We start from the raw sequence: 22410 nt of genomic DNA, 5'->3' as shown, positions 1-22410 counted from the left end.
CCGGGCCGTGCTGCGCCGGGCCGGGCCGTGCCGTGCCGTGCCGTGCCGAGCCGCGCCGTGCCGGGCCGCGCCGTGCCGGGCCGCGCCGCGGGCCAGCCCGCGCCAAGTCGAGCCGTGGGCGGGTCAGGTCGAGCCGCAGGCGGGCCGGGCCGAGCGGGGAAGGCCGGGCCGTGGCGCGGTTGCCGCGGCCCGGTGCACGACTCAGGCGGGCTTCGCGGTCAATGCCTCCGACAGTGCCGCCGCCGTCAGCTCGATCTGCCAGTTCCGCGCCCCGCCCTCGCGCAGCACGGCCGTCACCGCCTCAACCGAGGTGTCCTCCGGCGGCTGCCAGCACGTCCGCCGCACGAGGTCCGGCAGCAGCAGGTTCTCCACCGGCAGCGTGTTGGCGTCCGCGACAGCCGTCAACGCCACCCGGGCCGCCGCCAGCCGAGCCGCCGCGACCGGGTCCTTGTCCGCCCACCGGTTCGCCGGCGGTGGTCCGTCGTGCTGCTGCGCGGCGTCGGGGAGCTCGGCGCGCGGCAGAGCGGCGGCTCGCTGCAAAGCGCCCAGCCACACCGTGACCATGCGCCGCTGCGCCCGGCCTCGGAAGACGGGCAGCGCCAGCAGGGCGGCCTCGTCGGCGGGGTTGCGGACGGCGGCCTCGATCAAGGCGCTGTCGGGGAGGACGCGGCCCGGTGCGATGTCGCGTTCACGGGCCAGTGCGTCGCGCGTCTCCCACAGCGACCGCACGGCGGCCAGTTGGCGGGGACTGCGGACGCGGTGGATGCCGGAGGTCCGGCGCCACGGTTCGGACCGCGGCTTGGGCAGCGGAGCGGTGCGGGCGGCCTCGAACTCCTCCAGTGCCCACTCCAGCTTGCCCTGGCGCTTGAGCTCCTGCTCCAGGACGTCGCGCAGCTCCACGAGCAGCTCGACGTCCAGCGCCGCGTAGTTCAACCAGTCGGCCGGCAGGGGACGGCGCGACCAGTCGGCCGCGCCGTGCCCCTTTTCCAGCCTGTAGCCGAGCAGTCGCTCGACGAGCGTGCCCAACGCCACCCGTTCGAAACCGGCCAGCCTGCCCGCCAGCTCGGTGTCGAACAGCGCGCTCGGACGCAGGCCGAGTTCGGCGAGGCACGGCAGGTCTTGCGACGCCGCGTGCAACACCCACTCGATCCCGTCCAGCGCCTCGACCAGCGGATCGAGCCGACCGCCCAGGGCGATCGGGTCGACCAGCACGGTCCCGGCGCCCTCCCGGCGCAGTTGCACCAGGTAGGCACGTTGCGAGTAGCGGTAGCCCGAGGCTCGCTCGGTGTCCACAGCGACCGGACCCGAAGCTCCGGCGAGCGCGTCAGCGGCACGCCGGAGCGCCTGGGCGTCGGCCACCACCGGCGGAACCCCATCAGCGGGTTCCGTCAGCGGGACCGGATCAGCCCCGGTTGGGTCGGTCGGCTCGTCGGAGGGTACGTCCACGGCGGAAGACCCTACGACGAACGCACCACTCGCGGGTGTGTTCGGCCCGTTCAGCGTGGCGACCCGGTCAGCGGATCACGCCGGCACGCATGGCCAGCGCGACCATCTGGGCCCGGTCCCCGGTTCCCAGCTTGCGCCCGATCCGCGACAGGTGGCTCTTCACCGTCAGCGCGGAAAGGCTGAGCGCTTCGCCGATCTCCTTGTTGCTCTGGCCATCGGCGACCAGCTGGAGGACCTCGACCTCACGCGCGGACAGCTCCCGCGGCGTGTTGTCGGTGCCCGGTACCCGGGTGCCCGCCGCGAGGACGGGCGCGACGCTCGGATCCGCGTAGACGCCGCCGTCGAGGACCCTGCGCACCCCGTCGGTGACCACCATCGGCGAGGCGGACTTCAGGAGGTACGCCTGGGCGCCCGCCTGGAAGGCCGACCTGACCGCGTAGGGGTCGTCGGAGGACGCGAGGACCACGATGCGGGGCCAGCCCTGGGCACGGAGTTCCGTGACCAGGTCGATGCCGGTGCCATCCGGCAGACCCAGATCGAGGATCGCGAGATCGCACGGTCCGGTTGCGAGTGCCCGCGCCCGAGCCTCCGCGACCGAAGCCGCCTCATGCACAGTCCCGGCTCCCATCTGGGTCAACCGGGCGCTTATCGCCTCCCTCAGCAGTGGGTGGTCGTCGACCACCAGCACTGAAAAAAGCTCCTCCCGCGGGTGCGGGACCATGTTCGCCGGCAACGAGCCGGCTGGCGTGGTACGAACGGCCTGACCTAAGCCGACGGCAGCCACGTCACTACCTCCCTGGAGTCGGTCGTGCCCCCCGACCGGCACCGGGACTTTCGTCCAATCAGCCGCGCCACTGATCGACCGAAAGTGGTGTCGTCTGGGGCAGCGTAGCCGCCCAAGCGGGTCTACGGGACGATCAATCGGGTATCTATCCCGAACGAGTTGTCACTGATGGCCCCCGTTGTCACACGATCGGCTGACATCTGAAGAGGGCGTGTAACGCGAGTCCGTCTCACGACGACAGACAGGAGTTGTCGGTGTCGAGCACCACAGGTCGAGCCCGAGCCGAGGAACTGCTGGCCCGGGTGCCACTGGTGGACGGGCACAACGACCTGCCGTGGGCGTTGCGCGAGGTGTACGCCGAGGGGCAATTCGGTGAAAAGTCAACGCCGCCGAACGTGGGCGACTGGGCCTCCGCCACCGACCTCCGGCAGTGCCAACCAGCACTCCAGACCGACTTTTTGCGGTCTCGGCAGGGCCGGCTGGGTGTGCAGTTCTGGTCCGTGTGGGTCCCGTGCCGCCTCGCGGGCGACGCAGCCGTGACCGCCGTCCTGGAGCAGGTGGAGTTGGTCCACGAGTTGTGCGACCGCTACCCCGACCTCCTCGGCCTCGCCACGACTGCCGACGAGGCCGAGGCCGTGTCCGCGTCCGGCCGGTTGGCCTCCCTCATCGGGGCCGAAGGCGGGCACAGCATCAACTCGTCACTGGGCGTGCTCAGGGCCCTGCGCCGGCTGGGCGTCCGGTACATGACCCTCACGCACAACGAGAACACCCCCTGGGCGGATGCGGCCACGGACGAACCCGTGCACGGCGGGCTCACGCCGTTCGGGGAGGACGTGGTGCGGGAGATGAACCGCATCGGCATGGTCGTGGACCTCTCCCACGTGGCCCCGTCGACCATGAAGGCGGCCCTGGACGTCACGACGCGGCCGGTCATGTTCACCCACTCGTCCTGCCGCGCGGTCGCCGACCACCCCCGCAACGTGCCCGATGACGTGCTCGAACGCCTCAAGGACAACGGCGGCGTGTGCATGGTGACCTTCGTGCCGCACTTCGTCTCCCAGCGCTACGCCGAGTGGGACGCCCGCCTGAAGGAAGCCATGACCGAGGCCGGCGAGAACCACAACGACCTCGAAGCCCGCCACCGCTTCGCCGAGACCTGGACCGCCGGCGGCCCGACCCCGCACGTGACGGTCGACGACGTCGTGGCCCACCTGGACCACGCCCGCGAGGTCGCCGGCATCGACCACGTCGGCCTGGGCGGCGACTACGACGGGGTGAAGGTGCAGCCGGAGGGCCTGGAGGACGTCTCCACCTATCCGACCCTGTTCGGGGCGCTGCTGGACCGGGGCTGGAGCGAGGACGACTGCACCAAGCTCGCCGGCGCCAACGCCCTGCGCGTGCTGCGGGACAACGACTAGCGGAGCGTGCTCACGCCCACCGGGGGCAGCCCCACGGCCGTGGCCATGACGTCGTAAAAGGCGCTGCCGTGGGCTGCCAGCTCGGCGTCCCGGGCCGTCCAGGACGCACGTAGTTCCAGGTCATCGGTCCGTGCCGGCCCGGCGATGTCGCCGAAGCGGGCGGACGAGGTCTGGGTCACCGTGCCGCCTAGGGCGAGGAACTGCGCGCCGGCCACCTCCAGCGCCTCCACCAGCCACGACCAGCCCACCTCGGGCAGCAGCGGGTCGGTGGCCAGTTCCGGGTCCAGTTCCACCCGCACGTACGCGACCAGGCGGAACACGCCCGACCACGCCTCCACGCCGTCCGGGTCGTGCAGCAGCACCAGGCGGCCGGTGGACAGCTCGTCGGCCGGCCCCGTCGCCTCGGCGGTCAGCGCGAACGCCCAGGGCGCGAGGCGCTGCGGCGGGCGCACCTCGGTCAGCTCCAGCTCGGGTCGGGTTCGCACCGACTTGAGCGTCGCCACCGCCCGCCGGAACAGTTCGGGCTCCGCCTGTCCGGTCACGTCTCGGACTGTAAGCCCTTCCGACCTCACGAGGTGAGCGCGGCACGCCGGGACCGGGCGGCGTCGGGTGGGTCGCGCGTGGGAGCATGGAAATCGAGATGAGTGACAACACCACCGCACCGCTGCTCGTCGCCGCCCGCGGCGGCACGCCGTCGCGGACCCCGGTCTGGTTCATGCGCCAAGCGGGTCGCTCGCTGCCCGAGTACCGCAAGGTGCGCGCGGGCACGGCGATGCTCGAGGCGTGCATGGACCCCGAGCTGGTCTGCGAGATCACCCTCCAGCCGGTCCGCCGCCACGACGTGGACGGCGCGATCCTGTTCTCCGACATCGTCGTGCCGCTCAAGGCCGCCGGTGTCGACCTGGACATCGTGCCCGGCACCGGTCCGGTGGTCGCCAAGCCCGTCACCACCCGTGACGACGTCGACCGCATCCCGCTGCTGGAAGCGCACCAGGTGCAGCCGGTCGCGGACGCGGTGGAGCTGCTCAACGCCAACCTCGGCGACGTGCCGCTGATCGGGTTCGCGGGCGCGCCCTTCACGCTGGCGTCCTACCTGGTCGAGGGCGGTCCGTCCAAGCACCACGAGCGCACCAAGGCGCTCATGCACGCCGACCCGGAGCTGTGGCACGCGCTGCTGTCCCGGATCGCCGACATCACCGCCGAGTTCCTGCGGGTGCAGGTCGAGGCGGGCGTCAAGGCGGTGCAGCTGTTCGACTCGTGGGCGGGCGCGCTGTCCGAACGGGACTACCGCGCGTTCGTCCTGCCGCACTCGAAGCGGGTGCTGGAGAGCGTGACGACCGTCCCGCGCATCCACTTCGGCGTGGGCACCTCCGAGCTGCTGCCCGCGATGCGCGAGGCCGGCGCGGACGTCGTCGGCGTCGACTGGCGCACCCCGCTGGACGTGGCCGTGCGCCGCCTCCAGGAGGCCGCGCCGCACCTGCCCAAGCCGGTCGTGCAGGGCAACCTCGACCCGGCGCTGCTGTTCGCCGGCGAAGCCGCGGTGCGCCGCGAGGTCGACCGGATCGTCGAGGAGGGCCGCGCCGCCGCCGGGCACATCTTCAACCTCGGCCACGGCGTGCTGCCCGACACCGACCCGGACGCCATCACCAAGGCCGTCGAGTGGGTGCACCGGTCCAGATGAGAACGCTCCACGTGGCGGTCGTCGGGGGCGGGATCTCCGGCTTGGCCGCCGCGCACCGCCTGCGCCACCTGCTCGGTCCCCGGGCCCGCGTGACGGTGCTGGAGCAGGCTGACCGGCTGGGCGGCAAGCTGCGCACGGCGGAGGTCGGCGGCCGGCGCTACGACGTGGGCGCGGAGGCGTTCCTGCACCGCCGGCCCGAGGCCCGGGAACTGGTCGCCGAGCTGGGCCTGGGCGGGCAGGTCGTGCACCCGACCCGGTCCCCGTCGGCGATCCGCGCGGCGGGTGAGCTGCGGTCGGTCCCGGCGCACACGCTGATGGGCGTGCCCGCGTCGGTCGAGGCGGTGCGGCAGGTCCTCAGCCCGGCGGGCCTGAGGCGCGTCGAAGCCGAGCCGACCCTGCCCCCGATCCGCTTGGACGGCGCGGACGTCTCCGTGGGCGCGCTCCTGCGCGCCCGGTTCGGCCCCGAGGTCCCGGACCGCCTGGTCGGCCCGCTGTTGGGCGGCGTCTACGCGGGCCGCGCCGACGGCCTGGGCCTGCGCGCCACCATGCCGCAACTGGCGACGGCCCTGGACTCCGGCGTCGGCTCCCTGCTGGCCGCCGCCGCGACGACCATGCCCGCCCCACCCCAGCCGCACACCACGCCGGCCCCGGTCTTCGGCACGCTGTCCGCCGGACTGTCCACTCTGGTCGACGAACTCCGGACCGCGTCGGCGGCCGAGGTCCGCCTGGGCCTGCCGGTGCGCGCGCTGATCCGCCGCGAGCACGACTGGCGCCTGGAGATCGGCACGCCGACCACCCCGGAGATCCTGGACGTGGACGGCGTGGTGCTGGCCGTCCCCGCTCCCTCCGCCCGCAAGCTGCTGGCCGACGTCGTCCCGGCGGCATCGCGGCAGTACGCGAAGGTCGAACTGGCGTCGATGGCCGTCGTCGCACTGGCCCTGCCGCCGGGCACCGAGCTGCCCGCCCGGTCGGGCACCCTGCTGGCCGAGGGCGAACGGCACGCCGACGGAACCCCGTTCACCGCCAAGGCGTTCACCTACTCCAGTCGCAAGTGGTCGCACCTGGACGGCGAGCCGGTCCTGGTGCGCGGCAGCGTCGGCAGGCACGGCGACGTGGGCGTCCTCCAGCGCGACGACGAGGACCTGGTCCGCGCCGTCCGCGCCGACCTGCGGGAGCTGACCGGCATCACGGCCACCCCGATCGACACCCTGGTCACCCGGTGGGGCGGCGGCCTGCCCCAGTACGGCGTCGGACACCTCGACGTCGTGCGCGGCATCGAGGACGCCGTAGCCGAGGTGCCGGGCCTGGCCGTGGCCGGCGCCACGTTGCACGGCGTAGGCATCCCCGCGTGCATCGCCACCGGCGACGCGGCGGCGGCACGTGTCGCGGCGCACGTCCTGGGCCGCGTCCGGTGAGTGAGAGGATGGGGACATGGCCCGCCTGAACTACAACGAGCTCAACGACACCATCCGCTACACCATGTGGTCGGTCTTCCGCGTCGAACCGGGACGCCTCCCGGAGGACCGCGGCCCGGCCGCCACCGAGACCCAGGCCTACCTGGACGGCCTGGAGTCCAAGGGCGTCGTGGTGCGCGGTGTGTACGACGTGGCGGGCCTGCGCGCCGACGCGGATTTCATGATCTGGTGGCACGCCGAGGAGATCGAACAGGTCCAGGCCGCCTACACGGGCTTCCGCCGCACCCCCCTGGGCCGCGCCTCCACCCCGGTCTGGAGCCAGGTCGCCCTCCACCGCCCGGCGGAGTTCAACCGCAGCCACATCCCGGCCTTCCTGGCGGGCGAGGACCCGCGCAAGTACGTGTGCGTGTACCCGTTCGTGCGCTCCTACGAGTGGTACCTGCTCCCGGACGAGGACCGCCGCAGGATGCTGGCGGACCACGGCAAGGAGGCGCGCGACTACCCGGACGTGCGGGCCAACACGGTGGCGTCGTTCGCACTGGGCGACTACGAGTGGATCCTGGCCTTCGAGGCCGACGAACTGCACCGCATCGTGGACCTGATGCGCCACCTGCGGGGCACCGAGGCCAGGCGGCACGTGCGCGAGGAGATCCCGTTCTACACGGGCACGCGCATCCCGGCGGCGGAACTCGTCACCAACCTGCCCTGACATGAAAGGGGCGCTCCCGTTTGAACAGGAGCGCCCCCTCGTCAAAGCCTTACTTCTTGAGCTTGTAAGCCCGGATCAGCGAGTGCTCGAACGTGTTGCCCTTGCTGTCCGCGCCCTTGACCCGCAGCGACGCATACCCGGCCACGTCGGCGTTGCGCACCAGAGCGTTGCGCCCCACAACCGGAGCCTTCGACCACGTCTTGCCGTCGTCGAAGGAGACCTCGACTTCCAGCCGGGTCACCCGGCCGTTGTCCGCACCGCTCTGCTGCTGCACCTCCAACGGCACCCGCAGGAGACGACCCGCCGGAGCGGCACCACTCTCGTCCAGCGAGGGCGTGAAGCGGACCACCGTCAGCGGCAGCGGCTTGAACTCCGTGCCCGCCACCGTGTCGGACTGGAACGTCCACGCGCCGCTCACCGACGTGCTGAACTCCGACACGCCCTCGGCGCGGTCGGCGACGGTCTCGACCTTGAAGCGCGCCTTGCCCGCCGGCACGCCCGGGAAGAAGCCGTTCGCCGGGTACTCGGTCTCGCCGACCTTCACGCCCTCCCGGTACAGCGTGGTCCGGGCCTTGGAGGTGAGGGAGTCGCCGGTGTTGCCGTACCCGTCACCCCAGAACGGCACGGCGAAGCCGATGTCGTCGCCGGCGCGGGCCAGGTGCAGGGCGCCCGGGGTCGTCAGCGACGGGCCGTAGACCGGGGCGAGGAAGCGCTGGTCGTACTGGCGTCCCTTCCGGTACTCGCGGTCCGGGCTGACCAGGAGGGCCTCCATTTGCTGTTCCGCGTCGAACTGGAGGAACGCCCAGCTCCAGGCGATGCCCTCGGTGGTGACGTGGTCGACAGCCTCTCCAGGGGCGGTCACCTCGGAGACGACCGCCCAGCCGCCGCCACCGCCGGGGACGACCGCGTTGCCGGCGTGGCCGAACGTGCGGCCGGCGGGAGCCGAGCCGAACTTGCTGCGGACCGTCGCCAACTCCTTCGCCTGGGGCGCGCGGATGAACCCGGTCGGGACCTTCCTGTCCGAAGCCCACGCGAGCCGGTAGGTCACCGGCACCGCGCCCTGCGGCGTGCCCTTGGCCTGCGAGCCCACCAGCACCTTCAGCTCCTCGGCCGACAGCTCCGGCCCGAGGTGGCCGACCGACACGTTCTCGCCGAAACCGCCGAGGAACACGAAGCCGAAGCCGATCCGCCGGTCCTGGTACGTGCGGGTGATGCCGATGTCGCCGATCAGCTCCTCGGCGGCCGGGTCCGGCACGGTCACCCGCACCGGCTTGGCGACCCGGGCGTCGACCACGACCTCGGTCGGGCCGGTCACCGCCAGCTGCGACTGCGGCAGGACGGCGGTCTGCTCCCTGTTGGTCAACACGTCGTTGAACGCGAAGTAGTCGCCCTTGGGCAGCCGCACCTTGGCCGAGCCGTCCACGTTCTGCGGGAACGCGAACGAGTTGTTGCTCAGGCCGACCACCAGCGTGCTGGCGTCGACAGCGGGCTTGCCCGCGGCGTCGAGGTACTTGAACGACACGTCGTAGCTCTCGACCTCGCGGTTGACGCCCAGCGGGGTGCGCAGGCCGCTCGACGCCACGATCGCGCCGGAGTACGCGCCGTCGACGGTGCCGACCCGCGTGTCGGAGGTGACCGACACCGACGCCGTGCCGCCCGCCGGGACGGTGACCTTAATGGCGCTCAACGTGAACAGACCGGCCGGCGCGGGCTTGCCGTCGGGGCCGCGCGCGTCGACGGTCAGGTCGAGGGTCACCGGCTCGGCGCCGGTGTTGCGGTAGGTGAGCTCCTTGGTGACCGGCTTGTCGTCGGCGTGCGGCCACTCGTGCAGGCCGAAGCCCAGGCTCACCGGGTCCGTGGTCACCGACGTGGTGATCGCCTTCGCCAGGTCGACCCGGCCCGCGCCCTGGTCGAACGCGGTCAGGTCCGGGTTGTTCTTGGCCGACGCGGTCAGCGCCGCCTTGACCTGCGTGCCGGTCCACTCCGGGTGCTGCTGCACCAGCAGCGCCGCCGCGCCGGCGACGTGCGGGGTGGCCATCGACGTGCCGGACATGGAGACGTGCGTCGGGTCCACCGGGGTGCCGATGACGCCCGCGGACGACTTGGCGGCCACGATGTCGACGCCGGGAGCGGTGATGTCGGGCTTGACCGCGCCGTCGCCGACGCGGGGACCGCGGCTGGAGAACGAGGCGATCTTGTCGGCCCGGTCGACCGCGCCGACGGTGAGGGCGGCGTCCGCGCTGCCCGGCGAGCCGACCGTCTCGGGACCGCCGGAGTTGCCCGCGGCGATCACGAACAGCGTGCCCTTCTCGGCGGACAGCCGGTTGACGGCCTCCTCCAACGGGTCGACCTCGGGCGTGTCACCGCCGCCCAGGCTCAGGTTGACCACATCCGCGCCCTGGTCCGCGGCCCACTGCATGCCGTCGAGGATCCAGGACTCGGCACAACCGTTGAGCACGCACACCTTGCCGTCCAGCAGCTGCGCGTCCGGCGCGACACCGCGGTACTTGGCGTCCTTGCTCGCGATGGTGGCGGCGACGTGCGTGCCGTGGCCGACGCCGTCGGTGGCGTCGGGGTCCTCGGTGAAGTTGCGCTCGGCGACCTCCTGCCCGGCGAGGTCGGCGTGCTTCTCGTCCACACCGGTGTCCAGCACGGCGACCTTGACGCCCTTGCCGGTGAACCCGGCCTGCCACGCGGCGGGCGCGCCGATCTGGGCGGTGCTGCGGTCCAGCGAGGTCTGCCGCATCCCGTCCAGCCAGATCTTGCCGACGCCCGGGTCGGCGAGCAGCGACTGGTACGCGGTCGCGGCCTCGGCCTTGGCGGCGCGGGCGGCGACCGCCCCCACGGCGGGCAGCTCGCGGGTCACCTGGACGCCCGAGGCGGCGCGCACGGTGGCCGGGGCGCCGGTGACGATGAGCGGGACGTGGTCGCGGCGGGCGTCGTCGTAGCCGGCCTCGACCAGGCCGGTGACGTCGAACAGCCGCAGGTCCAGCTTGCCCTCGGCGAGGGGCCGCAGCGCGTCGCGCGGCACCACGTGCAGCCGGCCGTCCTTCTCGAAGGTCTGGAAGGCGATGCCCTCCCGGCCCGGCGCACCGGCCAGCGAGCCGACCCGGTCGCCGTTGAGCACGACCCGGTCACCGGTGACCAGCGTGACGGACTTGGTTTCCCCCTGAGCGGTCGGCCGCGCCTGCGGGGCGGGTGCGGCGTTCGCCACGCCCTGGCCGCCGGCCAGCAAACCGATCGACAGCGCGGCGGCTCCCCACGAAACGCCACGCCTTCCGGATCTCAACACAGATACCTCCCGAATCTGGTTGCCGCGCGCCTGCGGGCGCGCGTCGGGAGGGCTCACCGATCCAGCGGTGGCGACGGTGACCGAATGGTGATGAAACCCCCCAACGCCTTCGACGCTATCCACCCTTGCGGGTGACGGCAGCGTCTCATTGAGGGACATCCCGCCACCCGATCAGGTTACTGACCGATTACGGGGTGTCGTTCACCGCTCTCGGACGGAGCCATCCGGGCCGACCACGACTCCCGCTTGCGGGCCGCCCGTGCCGCACCCCGGACCGTTGGGCTCGACCATCTTCGGCGTGACGGTGACCGTCTGGTCCACGACGGTCGCGCCGGCCTGGTCGACCAGCCGGAGCGACACGGTGACGGGCTTGGCGGGCAGGTCCGGCACGGTGACGTAGGCGTGCTTGCCGCCGGTCGGGACGGCGCTCGCGCTGCACACGTCGTCCGGGGAGTCGCCCGTGCACGTGCCACCGACCGACTTGGACGCCGGGAACAGGTCCAGTGCCGGGGTGACGCACCGGCCGTCCCAGCAGACCTCGATGCTGCCGGTCTCGACCGTGGTCGGTTCGACGTCCACGCCCAGGCCCACGAGCGCGCCGATCGCGGTGCACGTGCGGCCGGCGCCGACGTCCCCGCAGGCGGCGGTGAGCAGGACCAGGGCGCCGAGCACGAGTGTCCGCATGTGCCTGGGACGGAACGAGAGCGTCCTCGGGTTGCGCGACGCCAGGTTGTGCGTCGTCAGGTTGCGCGACGAGGTGCCGCGATCAGGTGCCGCGCCGCCACCACCGCTGTTTGCGCGGTGCGGGCAGTTCTCCCCGCGCCACCGCCCAGTCGGCGAACGCGGCGGCGTCCTCGCGGAACCGGGTGCCGGCCTGGCGGGGGTGGGCGCGGGCGTAGGAGTCGAACAGCGGGCGGAAGCGGTCGCCCAGCACGTCCGCCAGATCCGGGCGCAGCGCGGCCACGATCCCGCGCCGCTTGTTCAGCAGCGCCCGCGCCTCCACCCGCAGCCGTTCCTGGTCGAAACCGGAGGGCGGTTCGCCGTCGCCCAGCAACGCCCGCAACAGCTCACCTTGTTGTGCCGCAAGCCTTTCCCTCTGCGGTTGGGTCACGCCAGCACCGCCCGGATCGCGGCCAGCTCACCCGCCAGCTCGGCGTCCGACGGGTAGTCGTCGTCGCGCTCCAGCAACACACCCGGCGGGTCCACCCGCTCGCGCAGCTGCCGCAGCACGTCCAGCACCTCCGGCAGCACGGCGTGCGCGTGCGTGTCGTGGTAGACGCCCTTGTGCTCCTGCCCGCCGGCCACGTGCACGTAAGCCAAGCGCTCCAACGGGATCTCGTCGAGGAACCGGCCCACGTCCGTGCCCAGGTTGCGGGCGTTGGCGTAGAGGTTGGCCACGTCCACCAGCAGCAGGCAGTCCGTGCGCTCGACCAGTTCGGCCAGGAACCGCCCCTCGGACAGCTCGGCGTCGGGCCACTCCAGCAGGGCGGCGACGTTCTCCAGCGCCAGCGGCACGGGCAGGTCGGCTTGCGCGGCCTTCACGTTGGCCACCAACACGTCCAGCGCGTCACGGGTGCGCGGCACCGGCATGAGGTGCCCGGAATCCAGCCCGCCCGCGCGCACGAAGCACACGTGGTCGCTGACGAAGGGCGCGTCCAGGGCCTGCGCCAGCGCGCCCAAGTGCGCCACGCGATGGGCATCCACGGGGTCCGCGCCACCCAGGCTCAACGACACGGCGTGCGGCAGCACCGGCACGCCCCGCTCCCGCAGCACCCGCACGGACTCCGGCAACCGGTCCGCGTGCAGGTTCTCCGCGACCACCTCGACGAAGTCGACGTCGAGCCGTTCCACGGTCAGGTCGATCTCGGGCCGCCACCCGATGCCGACACCCAAAGCCGCCATCAGTCCCCGCCCCCGCCACCACCGCAGCCGCCGCCGCCACCGCACGACGACGACGATCCACTGTCCGAAGAGGACCCGCTGTCCGACGAGGACGAGCTGCCGCAGCTGCTGCTCGAACAGCTCCCGCACCCGCTGCCGCACGAAGCGCTCCCGCTGGACCCGTCGGACTTGCGCCGCCGCCGCAACGTCGCCGACGCCACCGGGTCGATGCCCAGGATCTGCCACACGTACTGCTTGCCCACCTTGCCCAGCAGCCCGTAGTACGCGACCAGCGGCACCGCCTGCGACGTCACCACCCCGGCGCCCAGCCGCCGCACCGTCGACCGCCCGGCCCGGGTCAGCGGGCGCACGGAGGGCGAGGTGATCGCCATCGCCACGATCAGGCCGACGAACGCCGAGGCCACCGTCCCCACCGGCAGGTCGCCGAGGGCCGACCACAGCACCGTGCCGACCCAGCTCAGGAAGAACAGCCGGCGCACCCACCGCATCCCGCGGATCGACCCGGCCGAGCGCACGTACCCGCGCGAGATCAGCTGCTGCCGCAACGACTGCGCCTCGACGCTGCGCGCGCCGGCCGTGACCAGGTCACCCAGCGGGCGCGGCACCGACCGCAGCACGAAGGCCTGCAACGGCGTCCACTGCCGCTGCGGCCCTTGTACGGCGCTCGCCAACCCGTTGCGGGCGATGCGCAGGGCGCCGGCCTCGACCAGGGACACGATCGCCACCTCGGTGGCGCGTCCCGGCCCACCGGCCAGCAGGCCCAGCTCCTCCGGCCACAGCTCAGCCGAAACTCCCGAAGTCGACGTCCACGAAGTCGTCACCGTCATCCTCCAACCACTGCGAGGCCAACCAGCCACCCGCGAGCCACCCGCCCGCGACCAACCACCCGTTGCGCTGACGCCAGCGCCGCGGCTCCACGACCACGACCCGCCGCCCCCGTCGGGAGCTCGGTGCCTCGGACGTCTCGGCGGACCCGATCGGTTCCGCCTGCTCCCCGTCGAACACCGCGGTCTGGGCCCGTGCCGACCCCTTGTGCGGCACGGACCCGACCGCGGTGCGGACCAGGCCGTAGCGGGCGGTCACCTCGGCCGGGTCGACCGGCGCGAGACCCGCGGTGGCCCCCTCGAACGCCCGCGCGCCCGCCCTGGTCAGGACCGGCGGCGGACCCAGCAGCAGCACCGCGGCGGCCAGCGCGGTGACCGACAGCGCGGTCGCGGTCACCCAGCCGCCCGGCGCCGCCACGACCCCGACGACACCCAGCGCCACCGGCGGCAGGACCGCGAGCACGGCCCGCCACAGCCGAAGGCGTGGCGCCACCAGCAACCCGGCCGCCACCAGGCCGTGGCCCAGCCTGCGCGCCGGCGGGCTGGTGGCCGCGGTGACGACCAGGTCGTCCAGGTCCCGCGGCGGGTCCAGCCGGTCCAGCAGGTGCGCTTGCAGCTCGGAGACGGGACCGGGTTCCTGCCCCGGCACGGCGGCCACGGCGTACCCGGACGCCCTGACCCGGTTGTCCGCCACCAGCCCGGCCACCGCCACCTCGACCGCCCGCACCGGGCCGCCGCCGAGGTAGCCGATCTCCTCGAAGCTCAGCGGCCGGGTCGGCGGCGACCCGGACACCCGCTTGAGCAGCAGACCGAGCAGGAACGCCGCCACCAGCGCCGGGCCGTACCACCACAGGAAACCCATGACGCCAGCCTAGGAGCCGCCACCGCCGCAACCACCGCCTCCGCCGCAACTGCTCCCACCACCGTCGTGCCCGCCGCCGGAGCCGCCGCCGTGGTGGCCGCCGCTGTAGGTGCCCCCGTAACTGACCTGGCGCGTGCCGAGCAACGTGGCCCCGGACGCGGCCCCCAACCTGCGCCGACGGGTCCGCCGGGGCTTGCCGGTGGTCAGCGCGGCGTAGCGCTGCCCGGCCGCCGCCAGCGGCGAGTCCGGGTGGTGGGCGAACCCGTCGAGGGCGACCTGAACGCCCGGACCACCGGTGCTCTCGCCTGCGCGAGCTCGTGCCACCGCGCGGGAGCCCCGCGTGGTGCGTCGGAAGCCGTCGACCCGCAGCAGCAGGCCGACGAGGATGCCGGAGAGGACCAGTTGCAGCGTCAGCCAGCCGACCGGAGCGCCGATCGCGAGCCCGTTCACCCACCGCACCAGACCCACGGCGATGAGCAGCACCAACGGGACCACGCCCAGTCGGTAGCGGCGCTTGACCTCTTCCGGCGGCACCAGGTAGCCGCGTTCGGCCAGCGCGCGCCCGAGCCCCCTCGGCGCGTCCTGCTCCGACACGGCCGTGAACAGCAGTGACATCGTCCGGTTCCGGTACCGCGCGACGTCGGTGAGCACCGCCTGGTCGACGGCGTCGTCCGCGACCGGGTCGCCGACGACCCGCACCGCGCCGTCCCGCGCGGGGCGCAGCTTGCCGGACTCGATCAGGTTGGCGACCGACGCCTCGACCACGCGACGCGGTCCGCCGGTCAGGTAAGCGAGGTCGTAGAGGCCGAGCGGGCCTGCGGGGACGCTGACGCGCTTCCCCCGCAGGCGCACTCGGACGACGATCGCGAAGGCCAAGGACAAGGCCAGCGCGATCCAGTACAGCTCAAGGAATTCCGGGCCTGACAGTCCCCACGGTCGCTCCACGGTCCACCCCCTGTGGGCCCCGGCGGATCTTGTGGTCCGCCGACACTGGAGACGCAATCGTGTGCTTCAGGCCACACCCCGGCAAGGGTGCTTGGGAAAGGCTTAGGGTTGCCCTTCCCGCACGTCAGGACGAGGACGCGCCGTCCACGCCGCCCGAGCCCTCGCCGTCCGTGCCCTTGAGAACGCGCATGATTCCTCCCAGGTTGGAAACCGACAATCGTTCGGAGTAGCGCCGTCAGTCTGCTCGACCGCCGGGCGCTTCCACCAGACGCAAGCTGATCGAGTTGATGCAGTAGCGCTGGTCGGTCGGCGTCGCATAGCCCTCACCCTCGAAAACGTGCCCGAGGTGGCTGTGGCATGTGGCGCAGAGCACTTCCGTGCGGACCATCCCGTAGGCGCGGTCCTCGCGCAGGATGACGGAGTCCGCCGCGAGCGGCGAGAAGAACGACGGCCAGCCGCAGTGCGAGTCGAACTTCGTCTCGCTGCGGAACAACTCAGCCCCGCAGGCGCGGCACGAGTAGACGCCCTCGGTCTTGGTGTCGGTGTACTCCCCGGTCCAGGCCGGCTCGGTGCCCGCCTCGCGCAGCACCGAGTACTCCTTGGGGGTCAGGATCTCCCGCCACTCGAGTTCGGAGTGGACCACCTTCGGGGTGGCGCCGACGACAGGTTCCATACCTCCACGTTAATCGAAGAACGTGGACAGGATCTCGCCCAAGCCGAACCACACGCTGACCGCGACCCCGAGCAGGATCAACAACACCACGACGACCGCCGACAACCTGCGCAGACCACCCGCGCGGTTGGCCGAGTCGGCGAAGTTCTCCACCCCGGCGAGGTACCCCTCGACGGTGAAGCCGGGGGTCTCCCGACGCATCCGCTCCAGGTGCGCGGCGAACGCCTTGGTCTCCGGGTCGTCGGGGTCGAGCCCGATCAACTCGTCGTCCAGCGGACGCTGCTCGTCACCGAGCCCGTTCGGCCGTTCGTCCGGAAAGTCGGCGGCGCGAGAACTGCCCATGCAAGTCAGGGTAGTGGCCTGCTCAACCGCCACCCACGACTTTGTCGGTCCCCCGTGCGAAAATGGAAGCGGGGGCCGGAGGCCACGCCTCCACCCGCCGCAACGGGCCGCCGTGCTCGCCGTGCGTGACCTGCTGCTACACCGCGTGCCCCAGCGCTACCCGAGTGCCCGGCGCACCCGCGTGCCCCAGCGCTACACCGCGTGTTCGGCGCTACACCGCGTTCCCCGGTGCTCAGACCAGGGCGGGGGAGGGGCGGACCGCTCCGACCGTGCGCCCGTGACCCAGGACCGGGACCGTGGCCAGGTCCTCCGGTGCCGCCACGCCCAGCTTCCGCAGCGCCGCCACCATCACCACCGCCCGTGCCCGGCTGGACCCGTCGGCGATCTTGCACGCCACCGCCTCCCCGGTCGGCAGCCCGATCGCGTAGACCCCCTCGGCCCCGTCCTTGGCCACCGCGCCCGGGATGGCGCGCATCAGCTTCGTGACGTCGCGGTCCGTGCCGCCGACCCACTCCGGGTGGTTGCTCATGGCCGCCGCGATCCGGCGCTCGAACGGGTCGGTCGACGTCGTGATCCGCGCGAACGCCCGCGCCAACCCGACCAGGCTGATCCCGAACAGCGGCGCACCGCAGCCGTCCACGCCCTCCGCCCCGATCCGCTCGCCGGCCAGGTCCTCCAGGGTGTCCCGGATGGCGACCTGGAGCGGGTGGGACGGGTCGAGGTAGGTCCGCGTCGGCCAGTCGTTGTGCACGCAGGTGGCCAGCATGGCGGCGTGCTTGCCCGAGCAGTTCATGTACTTGGGCTCCTTGCCGCGCCCGGCCCGCAGGTGCGCGCGCAGCGCGGCCTCGCCGATGGGCAGGTCGGGCGTGCACTGGAGGTCCGCCTCGGTCAGCCCGGCGCCGGCGAGGATGCGGTGCACGCCCTCGACGTGGAAGTCCTCACCGGAGTGGCTGGCGCTGGCCAGCGCGAGCAGCTCGCCGTCGAGGTCGAGCCCGTGCCGCAGCATCGCCAGGGCCTGGATCGGCTTGTTCGACGAGCGCGGGTACGTGACGTCGTCCGGACGCCCGACACTCAGCGCCGCAGCCCCCGAACGGTCCAACGCGACGACCGAACCGTGGTGCACGGACTCCAGGAAGTCGCCCCGCCACACCTCGGCGACCAGCTCGAACGCCATCCCGCGACCTCCACCAGACCGGAACTGCCAACTGTCGACAGTTAACACCCCTGGCGGGTTCTGTGCTAGGGAGACGTTCGTGACACTTCCCGTGCACCGCAGCCTCGCCGGCCAGGCCGTGGACGCGCTGCGCGAACTCGTGCTGACCGGCGAGATCCCCCCGGGCGCGCGGGTCAACGAGGTCGAGGTCGCGGCCCGGCTGGGCATCAGCCGCGGTCCGCTGCGCGAGGCCATCCGCCAGCTGGCGTCGGAGAACCTGCTGGTCCTGGTGGCCCACCGAGGCGCACACGTCCCCGCCGCCACTCCCGAGGACATCCGCGCCCTCTTCGAACTCCGCACCGCCCTCGAATGCGCCGCCGCCGAACTGGCCGCGTCGAGGCGGACGGACGCCGACGTGTCCCGCCTGCGCGAGGTCTGCGCCGAGTCCCGCCGCACGTACCAGGCCGGAGAACGCTTCCCGTACCGCCTGGACCTGGCCTTCCACCAGGCTCTGTTGGACGCCGCCCGTTCACCGCACATCGCCGAGCAGGTGCGGTTGGTGCAACAACGGGTGGTGCTGCTCCGCAGCGGCCTGAACGACGACCCGCCCCACCAACACGCCTCCCTGGACGACCACGACGCCCTGGTGGACGCGGTGGCCGCCGGCGACCCGCAGCGGGCGAGTTCCACCATGCGCAAACACCTGGCAAGAGTGTGTGCGCAAATGCTCGCCGAGTCGGATCTCGCGGAATCGCACTAGCAAGGTCGTCACCCCTGCGCGCGGGCCGGCGGGGGTGCGGTGGCGGGTGAAAACACGCCTCCGCGCGTGCGGAGGCGTGTGGAGGGTCGGCCGTCGTCCGGAGCGGTTAGCCGAGGGTGCCGGTGACCTTGGCGTGGCCCTTGAGGAGGTTTCGGGCGATGGTTCGGCGCTGGATTTCGTCCGTGCCCTCGTAGATGCGGAGCAGGCGGAGTTCGCGGTACCAGCGTTCGATCGGCAGTTCCCGCGTGTAGCCCATGCCGCCGTGGATCTGAAGGACTCGGTCCACGATCTCGTTCGCCTTGATGCCGCCGTACAGCTTCGCGATCGACTGTGCCTGCCGGGAGTCGGCGCCCTGGTCCACCAGCCACGCCGCGTGCAACACGAGCCAGCGCAGGGCCTCGATCTCGACCGCCGAGTCGGCGAGCATCCACTGGATGGCCTGGTACTCCGCGATCGGCTGGCCGAACGTCACGCGGTTCTTGGCCTGCTCGACGGCCATCTCCACCAACCGCTCGCACGAGCCCAGTGCCCGTGCGGGCAGCAGGTAGCGGCCCTGGCCGATCCACTGCATGGCCAAGCGGAAACCGCCGCCGACCTCGCCCAGGACGTTCTCCTCAGGTACCCGGACGTTGTCGAACACGAGAGCCGCCGGTCCCCATTGGCCCATCGTCGGGATGGGTTCGGACTTCCAGCCCATGTCGCGGTCGACCAGGAAGCACGTGACGCCGCCGTCAGCGCCCCTGTCCTTGTCGGTCACGGCGAACACCATCACGAAGTCGGCCTCGTTGCCCTGCGTGATGAAGGTCTTCTCGCCGTTGATGACCCACTCCGACCCCTCCTTGCGGGCCGAGGTGCGGATGGCCTTCGCGTCCGAACCCGCGCCCGGCTCGGTGATGGCGAAGCACGAGATGCGCTCGCCGGAGATGGTCGGCAGGAGGTAGCGCTGCTTCTGCTCGTCGTTGCCGTGGAACAGGATGTTGTCCGCGTACCCGCCGAAGCGGAACGGCACGAAGCTGCGGCCCAGTTCCTGTTCGAGCAGCGCGGTCATCAGTGCGCCCAGGCCCATGCCGCCGTACTCCTGGGGCGTGAGGACGCCGAAGAAGCCGGCTGCCTTCGCCTTGTCCTGCAACTCCTTGAGCTCGTCGCGTCGCAGGCCCGGCTCGCCCGCGCGTTCGCGCCGCAGCACCTCCGGTTCCAGGGGCACGACCTCCTTGCGCACGAAGGTCCGCACCCAGTCGCGGATCTCCTTCTGCTCTTCGCTGAGCGTGAAGTCCATGCCTTGCCCCTCTCGAAGTCAGACGAACGCGTTGATGCCGGTCAGCGCCCGGCCGATGAGCAACTTCTGGATCTGGCTGGTGCCCTCGTAGAGGGTGGTGACGCGCGTGTCGCGCAGGTACTTCCCGACCGGGTACTCGTCGATGTAGCCGTACCCGCCGAACACTTGGATGGCGTTGTTGGCCACGCGCACGGCCGCCTCGCTGGCGTACAGCTTCGCCATCGACGCCTCCGTGGAGAACGGCTCGCCCCGGTCGGCCAGGTCGGCGCAGCGCCACGTCAGCAGCCGCGCGGCGTCGGTCTCCACGGCCATGTCCGCCAGCAGTTCCTGGACGAGCTGGAACCCGGCGATGGGCTTGCCGAACTGCTCGCGCTCCTTGGCGTACTTCAGGGCCGCCTCCAGGGCGCCCCGCGCCGCGCCCACGCAGCCCGCCGCGACGGACATCCGTCCCCGGTCGAGGGTGGCCATCGCGATGCGGAAGCCGGTGCCCTCGTCGCCGAGGCGGCTCTCGTCGGGCACGCGCACGCCGTCCAGGGTCAGTTCGGCGGTGGCCTGGCCGCGCATGCCGAGCTTGCCCTTGATCTCGCGGGCGGTGAAGCCGGGGGAGTCGGTCGGCACGAGGAACGCGGTGATGCCCTTCGGCCCCGGGCCGCCGGTGCGGGCGAAGACCAGCGCCACGTCGGCCCACGTCCCGTTGGTGATGAAGACCTTGGTGCCGGTGATGACCCAGTCGTCGCCGTCGCGGACCGCGCGCGTGGCCAGCGAGGCCGCGTCGGAACCGGTTCCGGGCTCGGTCAGGCCGAAGCAGCCGACCAGCTCGCCCGCGCACAGGCCGGGCAACCACCGGCGCTTCTGCTTTTCCGTGCCGTGCTTGAAGATGGTTTTCCCGACCAGGCCCAGGGAGACCGAGATGATGCCGCGCACCGCCGAGTCGCCGCGCGCGACCTCCTCCAGGACCAGGCAGTACGCGAGGTTGTCGCCGCCGGAGCCGCCGTACTCCTCGTCCACGCCCAGGCCCAGGAACCCGACCTCGCCCAGCGCGGGCACCAGGTCGCGGTCGATCGCTTCGTCGCGGTCCCAGCGCGCGGCGTGGGGGACGATGCGCTCCTCTGTGAACCGGTGGGCCAGCTCGCGCAGCTGCCGGTGCTCGTCGGACATGGCCAGATCCACCCCGGTGACCTCCTGACCGAACAGTGTTAGGTTATCTAACCTAGGCGCGGACCCGAATCGATGGCAAGAGGAGAGCGATGCCGAGGAACCCGATCCTGAGTGCCTCGCGCATCCGGGCCGCCGCCCTCCTCATCATCGACCGGGACGGGCTGGACGGCCTGTCGATGCGCAAGCTGGCCGCCGAACTGGGCGTGCAGGCGGCGTCGCTGTACGGGCACGTGAGCACCAAGGACGACCTCCTGCACGAGGTGGCCAGCGAGATCCTGGAGAAGGTCGACGTGTCCGGCTTCGCCGGCGGCGACTGGCAACACGGCCTGACCATGTGCGCCCGCTCCTACCGCGAGGCCCTGGCCCGCCACCCCAACATCGTCCCGTTCCTGGCCTACGGCCCGGCCCACCGCGAAGCGTCCCTGCGCCGGCTGGACGTCGTGCACGGGGCGCTGGTCGGCGCGGGGTGGACGCGGCGGGAGGCGACCATGATCGCGGCGTCGCTGATGTACCTGGTGTTCGGCGCGGCCCTGAGCTCGTTCTCCAGCGGCTTCTCGGAGGACCAGAGCCTCTACCACGAGCGCTACCCGAACCTGGACAAGGCCCACCTGCTGCCCGCGGTGGCGGCCGAGCTGGACCGTGACAGCTTCGAGCTGGCCCTGAACGCGTTCGTCACCGGCCTCGCGGCGCAGCGAGTGGCCACGTCGGACTGACACGGCGGCCGACTCCACTTAGGGTCGGGGCGTGGCCAAGTCCCAGCCCCTTGAACTGACCGTCGGCGAGCGCGTGGTGCGGGTGTCGAACCCGGACAAGGTGTACTTCCCCGCTCGGGGGATCACCAAGCGGCAGGTCGTGGAGTACTACCTGGCCGTCGCCGAGCCGTTGTTGCGCGTGCTGCGCGACCGGCCCACCACCCTGAAGCGGTACGTGGACGGGGTCGAGGGGGAGGCGTTCTACCAGAAGCGGCTGCCCAAGGGGGCTCCCGACTGGGTGGAGACGGCGCGGATCAAGTTCCCCTCCGGGCGGCCCGCCGACGAGGTGTGCCCGACGGAGCCGGCCGTGCTGGCGTGGGCGGCGAACCTGGGGACGTTCGACTTCCACCCGTGGCCCGTGCGGCGCTCCGACACCGACCACCCCGACGAGTTGCGCGTGGACCTCGACCCGCAGCCCGGCACCGACTTCGCCGACGCCGTCCGGGTCGCGATGGTGTTGAAGGAGGTGTTGGACGAGCTGGGGATGACCGGCTACCCCAAGACGTCCGGCGGGCGGGGCATCCACGTGGCCGTGCGCATCCGGCCGGAGTGGGACTTCGTGGACGTGCGGCACGCCGTGATCGCGTTGGCCCGGGAGGTCGAGCGGCGGGCGCCGGAGCTGGCGACCACGTCGTGGTGGAAGGAGGAACGCGGCGAACGCGTCTTCCTGGACTTCAACCAGGCGGCCCGGGATCGCACGATCGCGTCGGCTTGGTCGGTGCGCGGGACTCCGAGGGCTACCGTGTCGACTCCGGTGACTTGGGCAGATCTGTCTACTGTGGACCCGGACGACTTCGACGTGTTCACGGTCCCGAAGTACTTGGCGGACAAGGGAGATCCGCACGCCGGCCTGGACGACGAAGCCTTCGGCCTGGAGACCCTCCTGGACTGGTACGCCGCCGACCCGCGCGAAATGCCCTACCCGCCGGACTACCCGAAGATGCCCGGCGAACCCCCGCGCGTCCAGCCGTCGAAGGCGCGCAAGCCGGAGTAGGCGTTTGGTGACGTTCGGACCGGC

At 72.2% G+C, this 22410-nt stretch carries 22 protein-coding genes; 7 read left to right on the top strand and 15 right to left on the bottom strand.

Annotation, left to right across the window (positions count from 1 at the left end; all coding sequences use genetic code 11):
• Positions 1–201: 201 nt before the first annotated feature.
• Positions 202–1446 (bottom strand): ribonuclease D, encoded by a 1245-nt coding sequence (locus tag WBN91_RS01265; protein WP_337722983.1) that lies wholly within the window; start codon positions 1444–1446, stop codon positions 202–204.
• Positions 1447–1513: 67 nt separating this feature from the next.
• Complete coding sequence (locus WBN91_RS01260) at positions 1514–2230, bottom strand: response regulator (RefSeq protein WP_015099292.1); 717 nt, start codon at positions 2228–2230, stop codon at positions 1514–1516.
• Positions 2231–2484: 254 nt separating this feature from the next.
• Between WBN91_RS01260 and WBN91_RS01255 the strand changes: the two genes are divergently transcribed.
• Entirely contained in the window at positions 2485–3648 is a 1164-nt protein-coding gene (locus WBN91_RS01255) for a dipeptidase (RefSeq protein WP_337722982.1), read from the top strand.
• On the opposite strand, the gene WBN91_RS01250 is transcribed toward WBN91_RS01255, so the two are convergent.
• Positions 3645–4190: a DUF3000 domain-containing protein gene (locus tag WBN91_RS01250; RefSeq protein ID WP_337722981.1), complete on the bottom strand. Its 546-nt coding sequence runs from the start codon at positions 4188–4190 to the stop codon at positions 3645–3647. The genes WBN91_RS01255 and WBN91_RS01250 overlap by 4 nt on opposite strands.
• A gap of 86 nt (positions 4191–4276) precedes the next feature.
• Between WBN91_RS01250 and hemE the strand changes: the two genes are divergently transcribed.
• From hemE to hemQ, 3 genes are read left to right on the top strand one after another with little or no spacing between them, the layout of a single operon-like run.
• Positions 4277–5329, top strand: coding sequence for a uroporphyrinogen decarboxylase (gene hemE / locus WBN91_RS01245; protein ID WP_337722980.1), 1053 nt, complete (start codon positions 4277–4279; stop codon positions 5327–5329).
• A complete protein-coding gene (gene hemG, locus WBN91_RS01240; protein WP_337722979.1) occupies positions 5326–6744 on the top strand; it encodes a protoporphyrinogen oxidase in 1419 nt (472 codons plus the stop codon). Before hemE ends, hemG begins: the two co-directional genes overlap by 4 nt.
• Positions 6745–6760: 16 nt before the next feature.
• Positions 6761–7453: a hydrogen peroxide-dependent heme synthase gene (gene hemQ / locus WBN91_RS01235; protein WP_337722978.1), complete on the top strand. Its 693-nt coding sequence runs from the start codon at positions 6761–6763 to the stop codon at positions 7451–7453.
• Positions 7454–7502: 49 nt separating this feature from the next.
• On the opposite strand, the gene WBN91_RS01230 is transcribed toward hemQ, so the two are convergent.
• From WBN91_RS01230 to WBN91_RS01185, 10 genes are all read right to left on the bottom strand, one after another.
• Positions 7503–10745 (bottom strand): S8 family serine peptidase, encoded by a 3243-nt coding sequence (locus WBN91_RS01230; RefSeq protein ID WP_337722977.1) that lies wholly within the window; start codon positions 10743–10745, stop codon positions 7503–7505.
• Between the two features lie 201 nt (positions 10746–10946).
• Positions 10947–11429, bottom strand: a complete 483-nt coding sequence (locus WBN91_RS01225) for a hypothetical protein (protein ID WP_337722976.1) — start codon at positions 11427–11429, stop codon at positions 10947–10949.
• Positions 11430–11511: 82 nt separating this feature from the next.
• Entirely contained in the window at positions 11512–11856 is a 345-nt protein-coding gene (locus tag WBN91_RS01220; RefSeq protein WP_337722975.1) for a hypothetical protein, read from the bottom strand.
• Positions 11853–12647: a DUF692 domain-containing protein gene (locus tag WBN91_RS01215; RefSeq protein ID WP_337723040.1), complete on the bottom strand. Its 795-nt coding sequence runs from the start codon at positions 12645–12647 to the stop codon at positions 11853–11855. Before WBN91_RS01215 ends, WBN91_RS01220 begins: the two co-directional genes overlap by 4 nt.
• Complete coding sequence (locus WBN91_RS01210; RefSeq protein ID WP_337722974.1) at positions 12647–13474, bottom strand: TIGR04222 domain-containing membrane protein; 828 nt, start codon at positions 13472–13474, stop codon at positions 12647–12649. The genes WBN91_RS01215 and WBN91_RS01210 overlap by 1 nt, the downstream gene beginning before the upstream one ends.
• A complete protein-coding gene (locus WBN91_RS01205; protein WP_337722973.1) occupies positions 13428–14333 on the bottom strand; it encodes a TIGR04222 domain-containing membrane protein in 906 nt (301 codons plus the stop codon). Before WBN91_RS01205 ends, WBN91_RS01210 begins: the two co-directional genes overlap by 47 nt.
• Before the next feature lie 9 nt (positions 14334–14342).
• A complete protein-coding gene (locus WBN91_RS01200; RefSeq protein WP_337722972.1) occupies positions 14343–15278 on the bottom strand; it encodes a TIGR04222 domain-containing membrane protein in 936 nt (311 codons plus the stop codon).
• Between the two features lie 235 nt (positions 15279–15513).
• A complete protein-coding gene (gene msrB, locus WBN91_RS01195) occupies positions 15514–15951 on the bottom strand; it encodes a peptide-methionine (R)-S-oxide reductase MsrB (RefSeq protein ID WP_337722971.1) in 438 nt (145 codons plus the stop codon).
• 9 nt (positions 15952–15960) lie between these two features.
• Positions 15961–16293: a hypothetical protein gene (locus tag WBN91_RS01190; protein ID WP_337722970.1), complete on the bottom strand. Its 333-nt coding sequence runs from the start codon at positions 16291–16293 to the stop codon at positions 15961–15963.
• Between the two features lie 232 nt (positions 16294–16525).
• On the bottom strand, positions 16526–17467 hold the full coding sequence (locus tag WBN91_RS01185; protein WP_337722969.1) for an asparaginase: 942 nt from the start codon (positions 17465–17467) through the stop codon (positions 16526–16528).
• Positions 17468–17546: 79 nt separating this feature from the next.
• On the opposite strand from WBN91_RS01185, the gene WBN91_RS01180 reads away from it, so the two are divergent.
• The gene (locus tag WBN91_RS01180; protein ID WP_337722968.1) at positions 17547–18206 is read left to right on the top strand and encodes a GntR family transcriptional regulator; all 660 of its coding nucleotides are present in this window, start codon (positions 17547–17549) and stop codon (positions 18204–18206) included.
• 106 nt (positions 18207–18312) lie between these two features.
• Here WBN91_RS01180 and WBN91_RS01175 read toward each other — a convergent pair whose 3' ends face one another.
• Positions 18313–19482 carry an acyl-CoA dehydrogenase family protein gene (locus tag WBN91_RS01175; protein ID WP_337722967.1) on the bottom strand — a complete coding sequence of 390 codons (1170 nt, stop codon included), beginning with the start codon at positions 19480–19482 and terminating at the stop codon, positions 18313–18315.
• A gap of 18 nt (positions 19483–19500) precedes the next feature.
• Entirely contained in the window at positions 19501–20640 is a 1140-nt protein-coding gene (locus WBN91_RS01170; protein ID WP_337722966.1) for an acyl-CoA dehydrogenase family protein, read from the bottom strand.
• Between the two features lie 89 nt (positions 20641–20729).
• Between WBN91_RS01170 and WBN91_RS01165 the strand changes: the two genes are divergently transcribed.
• Together WBN91_RS01165 and ligD are read left to right on the top strand one after the other, a co-directional pair.
• Positions 20730–21353, top strand: a complete 624-nt coding sequence (locus WBN91_RS01165) for a TetR/AcrR family transcriptional regulator C-terminal domain-containing protein (RefSeq protein ID WP_337722965.1) — start codon at positions 20730–20732, stop codon at positions 21351–21353.
• Between the two features lie 31 nt (positions 21354–21384).
• A complete protein-coding gene (gene ligD, locus WBN91_RS01160) occupies positions 21385–22386 on the top strand; it encodes a non-homologous end-joining DNA ligase (protein ID WP_337722964.1) in 1002 nt (333 codons plus the stop codon).
• The last annotated feature ends 24 nt before the right edge of the window (positions 22387–22410 follow it).

It is taken from the genome of Saccharothrix sp. CCNWYY140 (assembly GCF_037401995.1).
Lineage (GTDB): Bacteria > Actinomycetota > Actinomycetes > Mycobacteriales > Pseudonocardiaceae > Actinosynnema.
The sequence above is the reverse complement of the archived record's forward strand: the minus strand, read 5'-3'. Positions and strand labels throughout refer to the sequence as shown.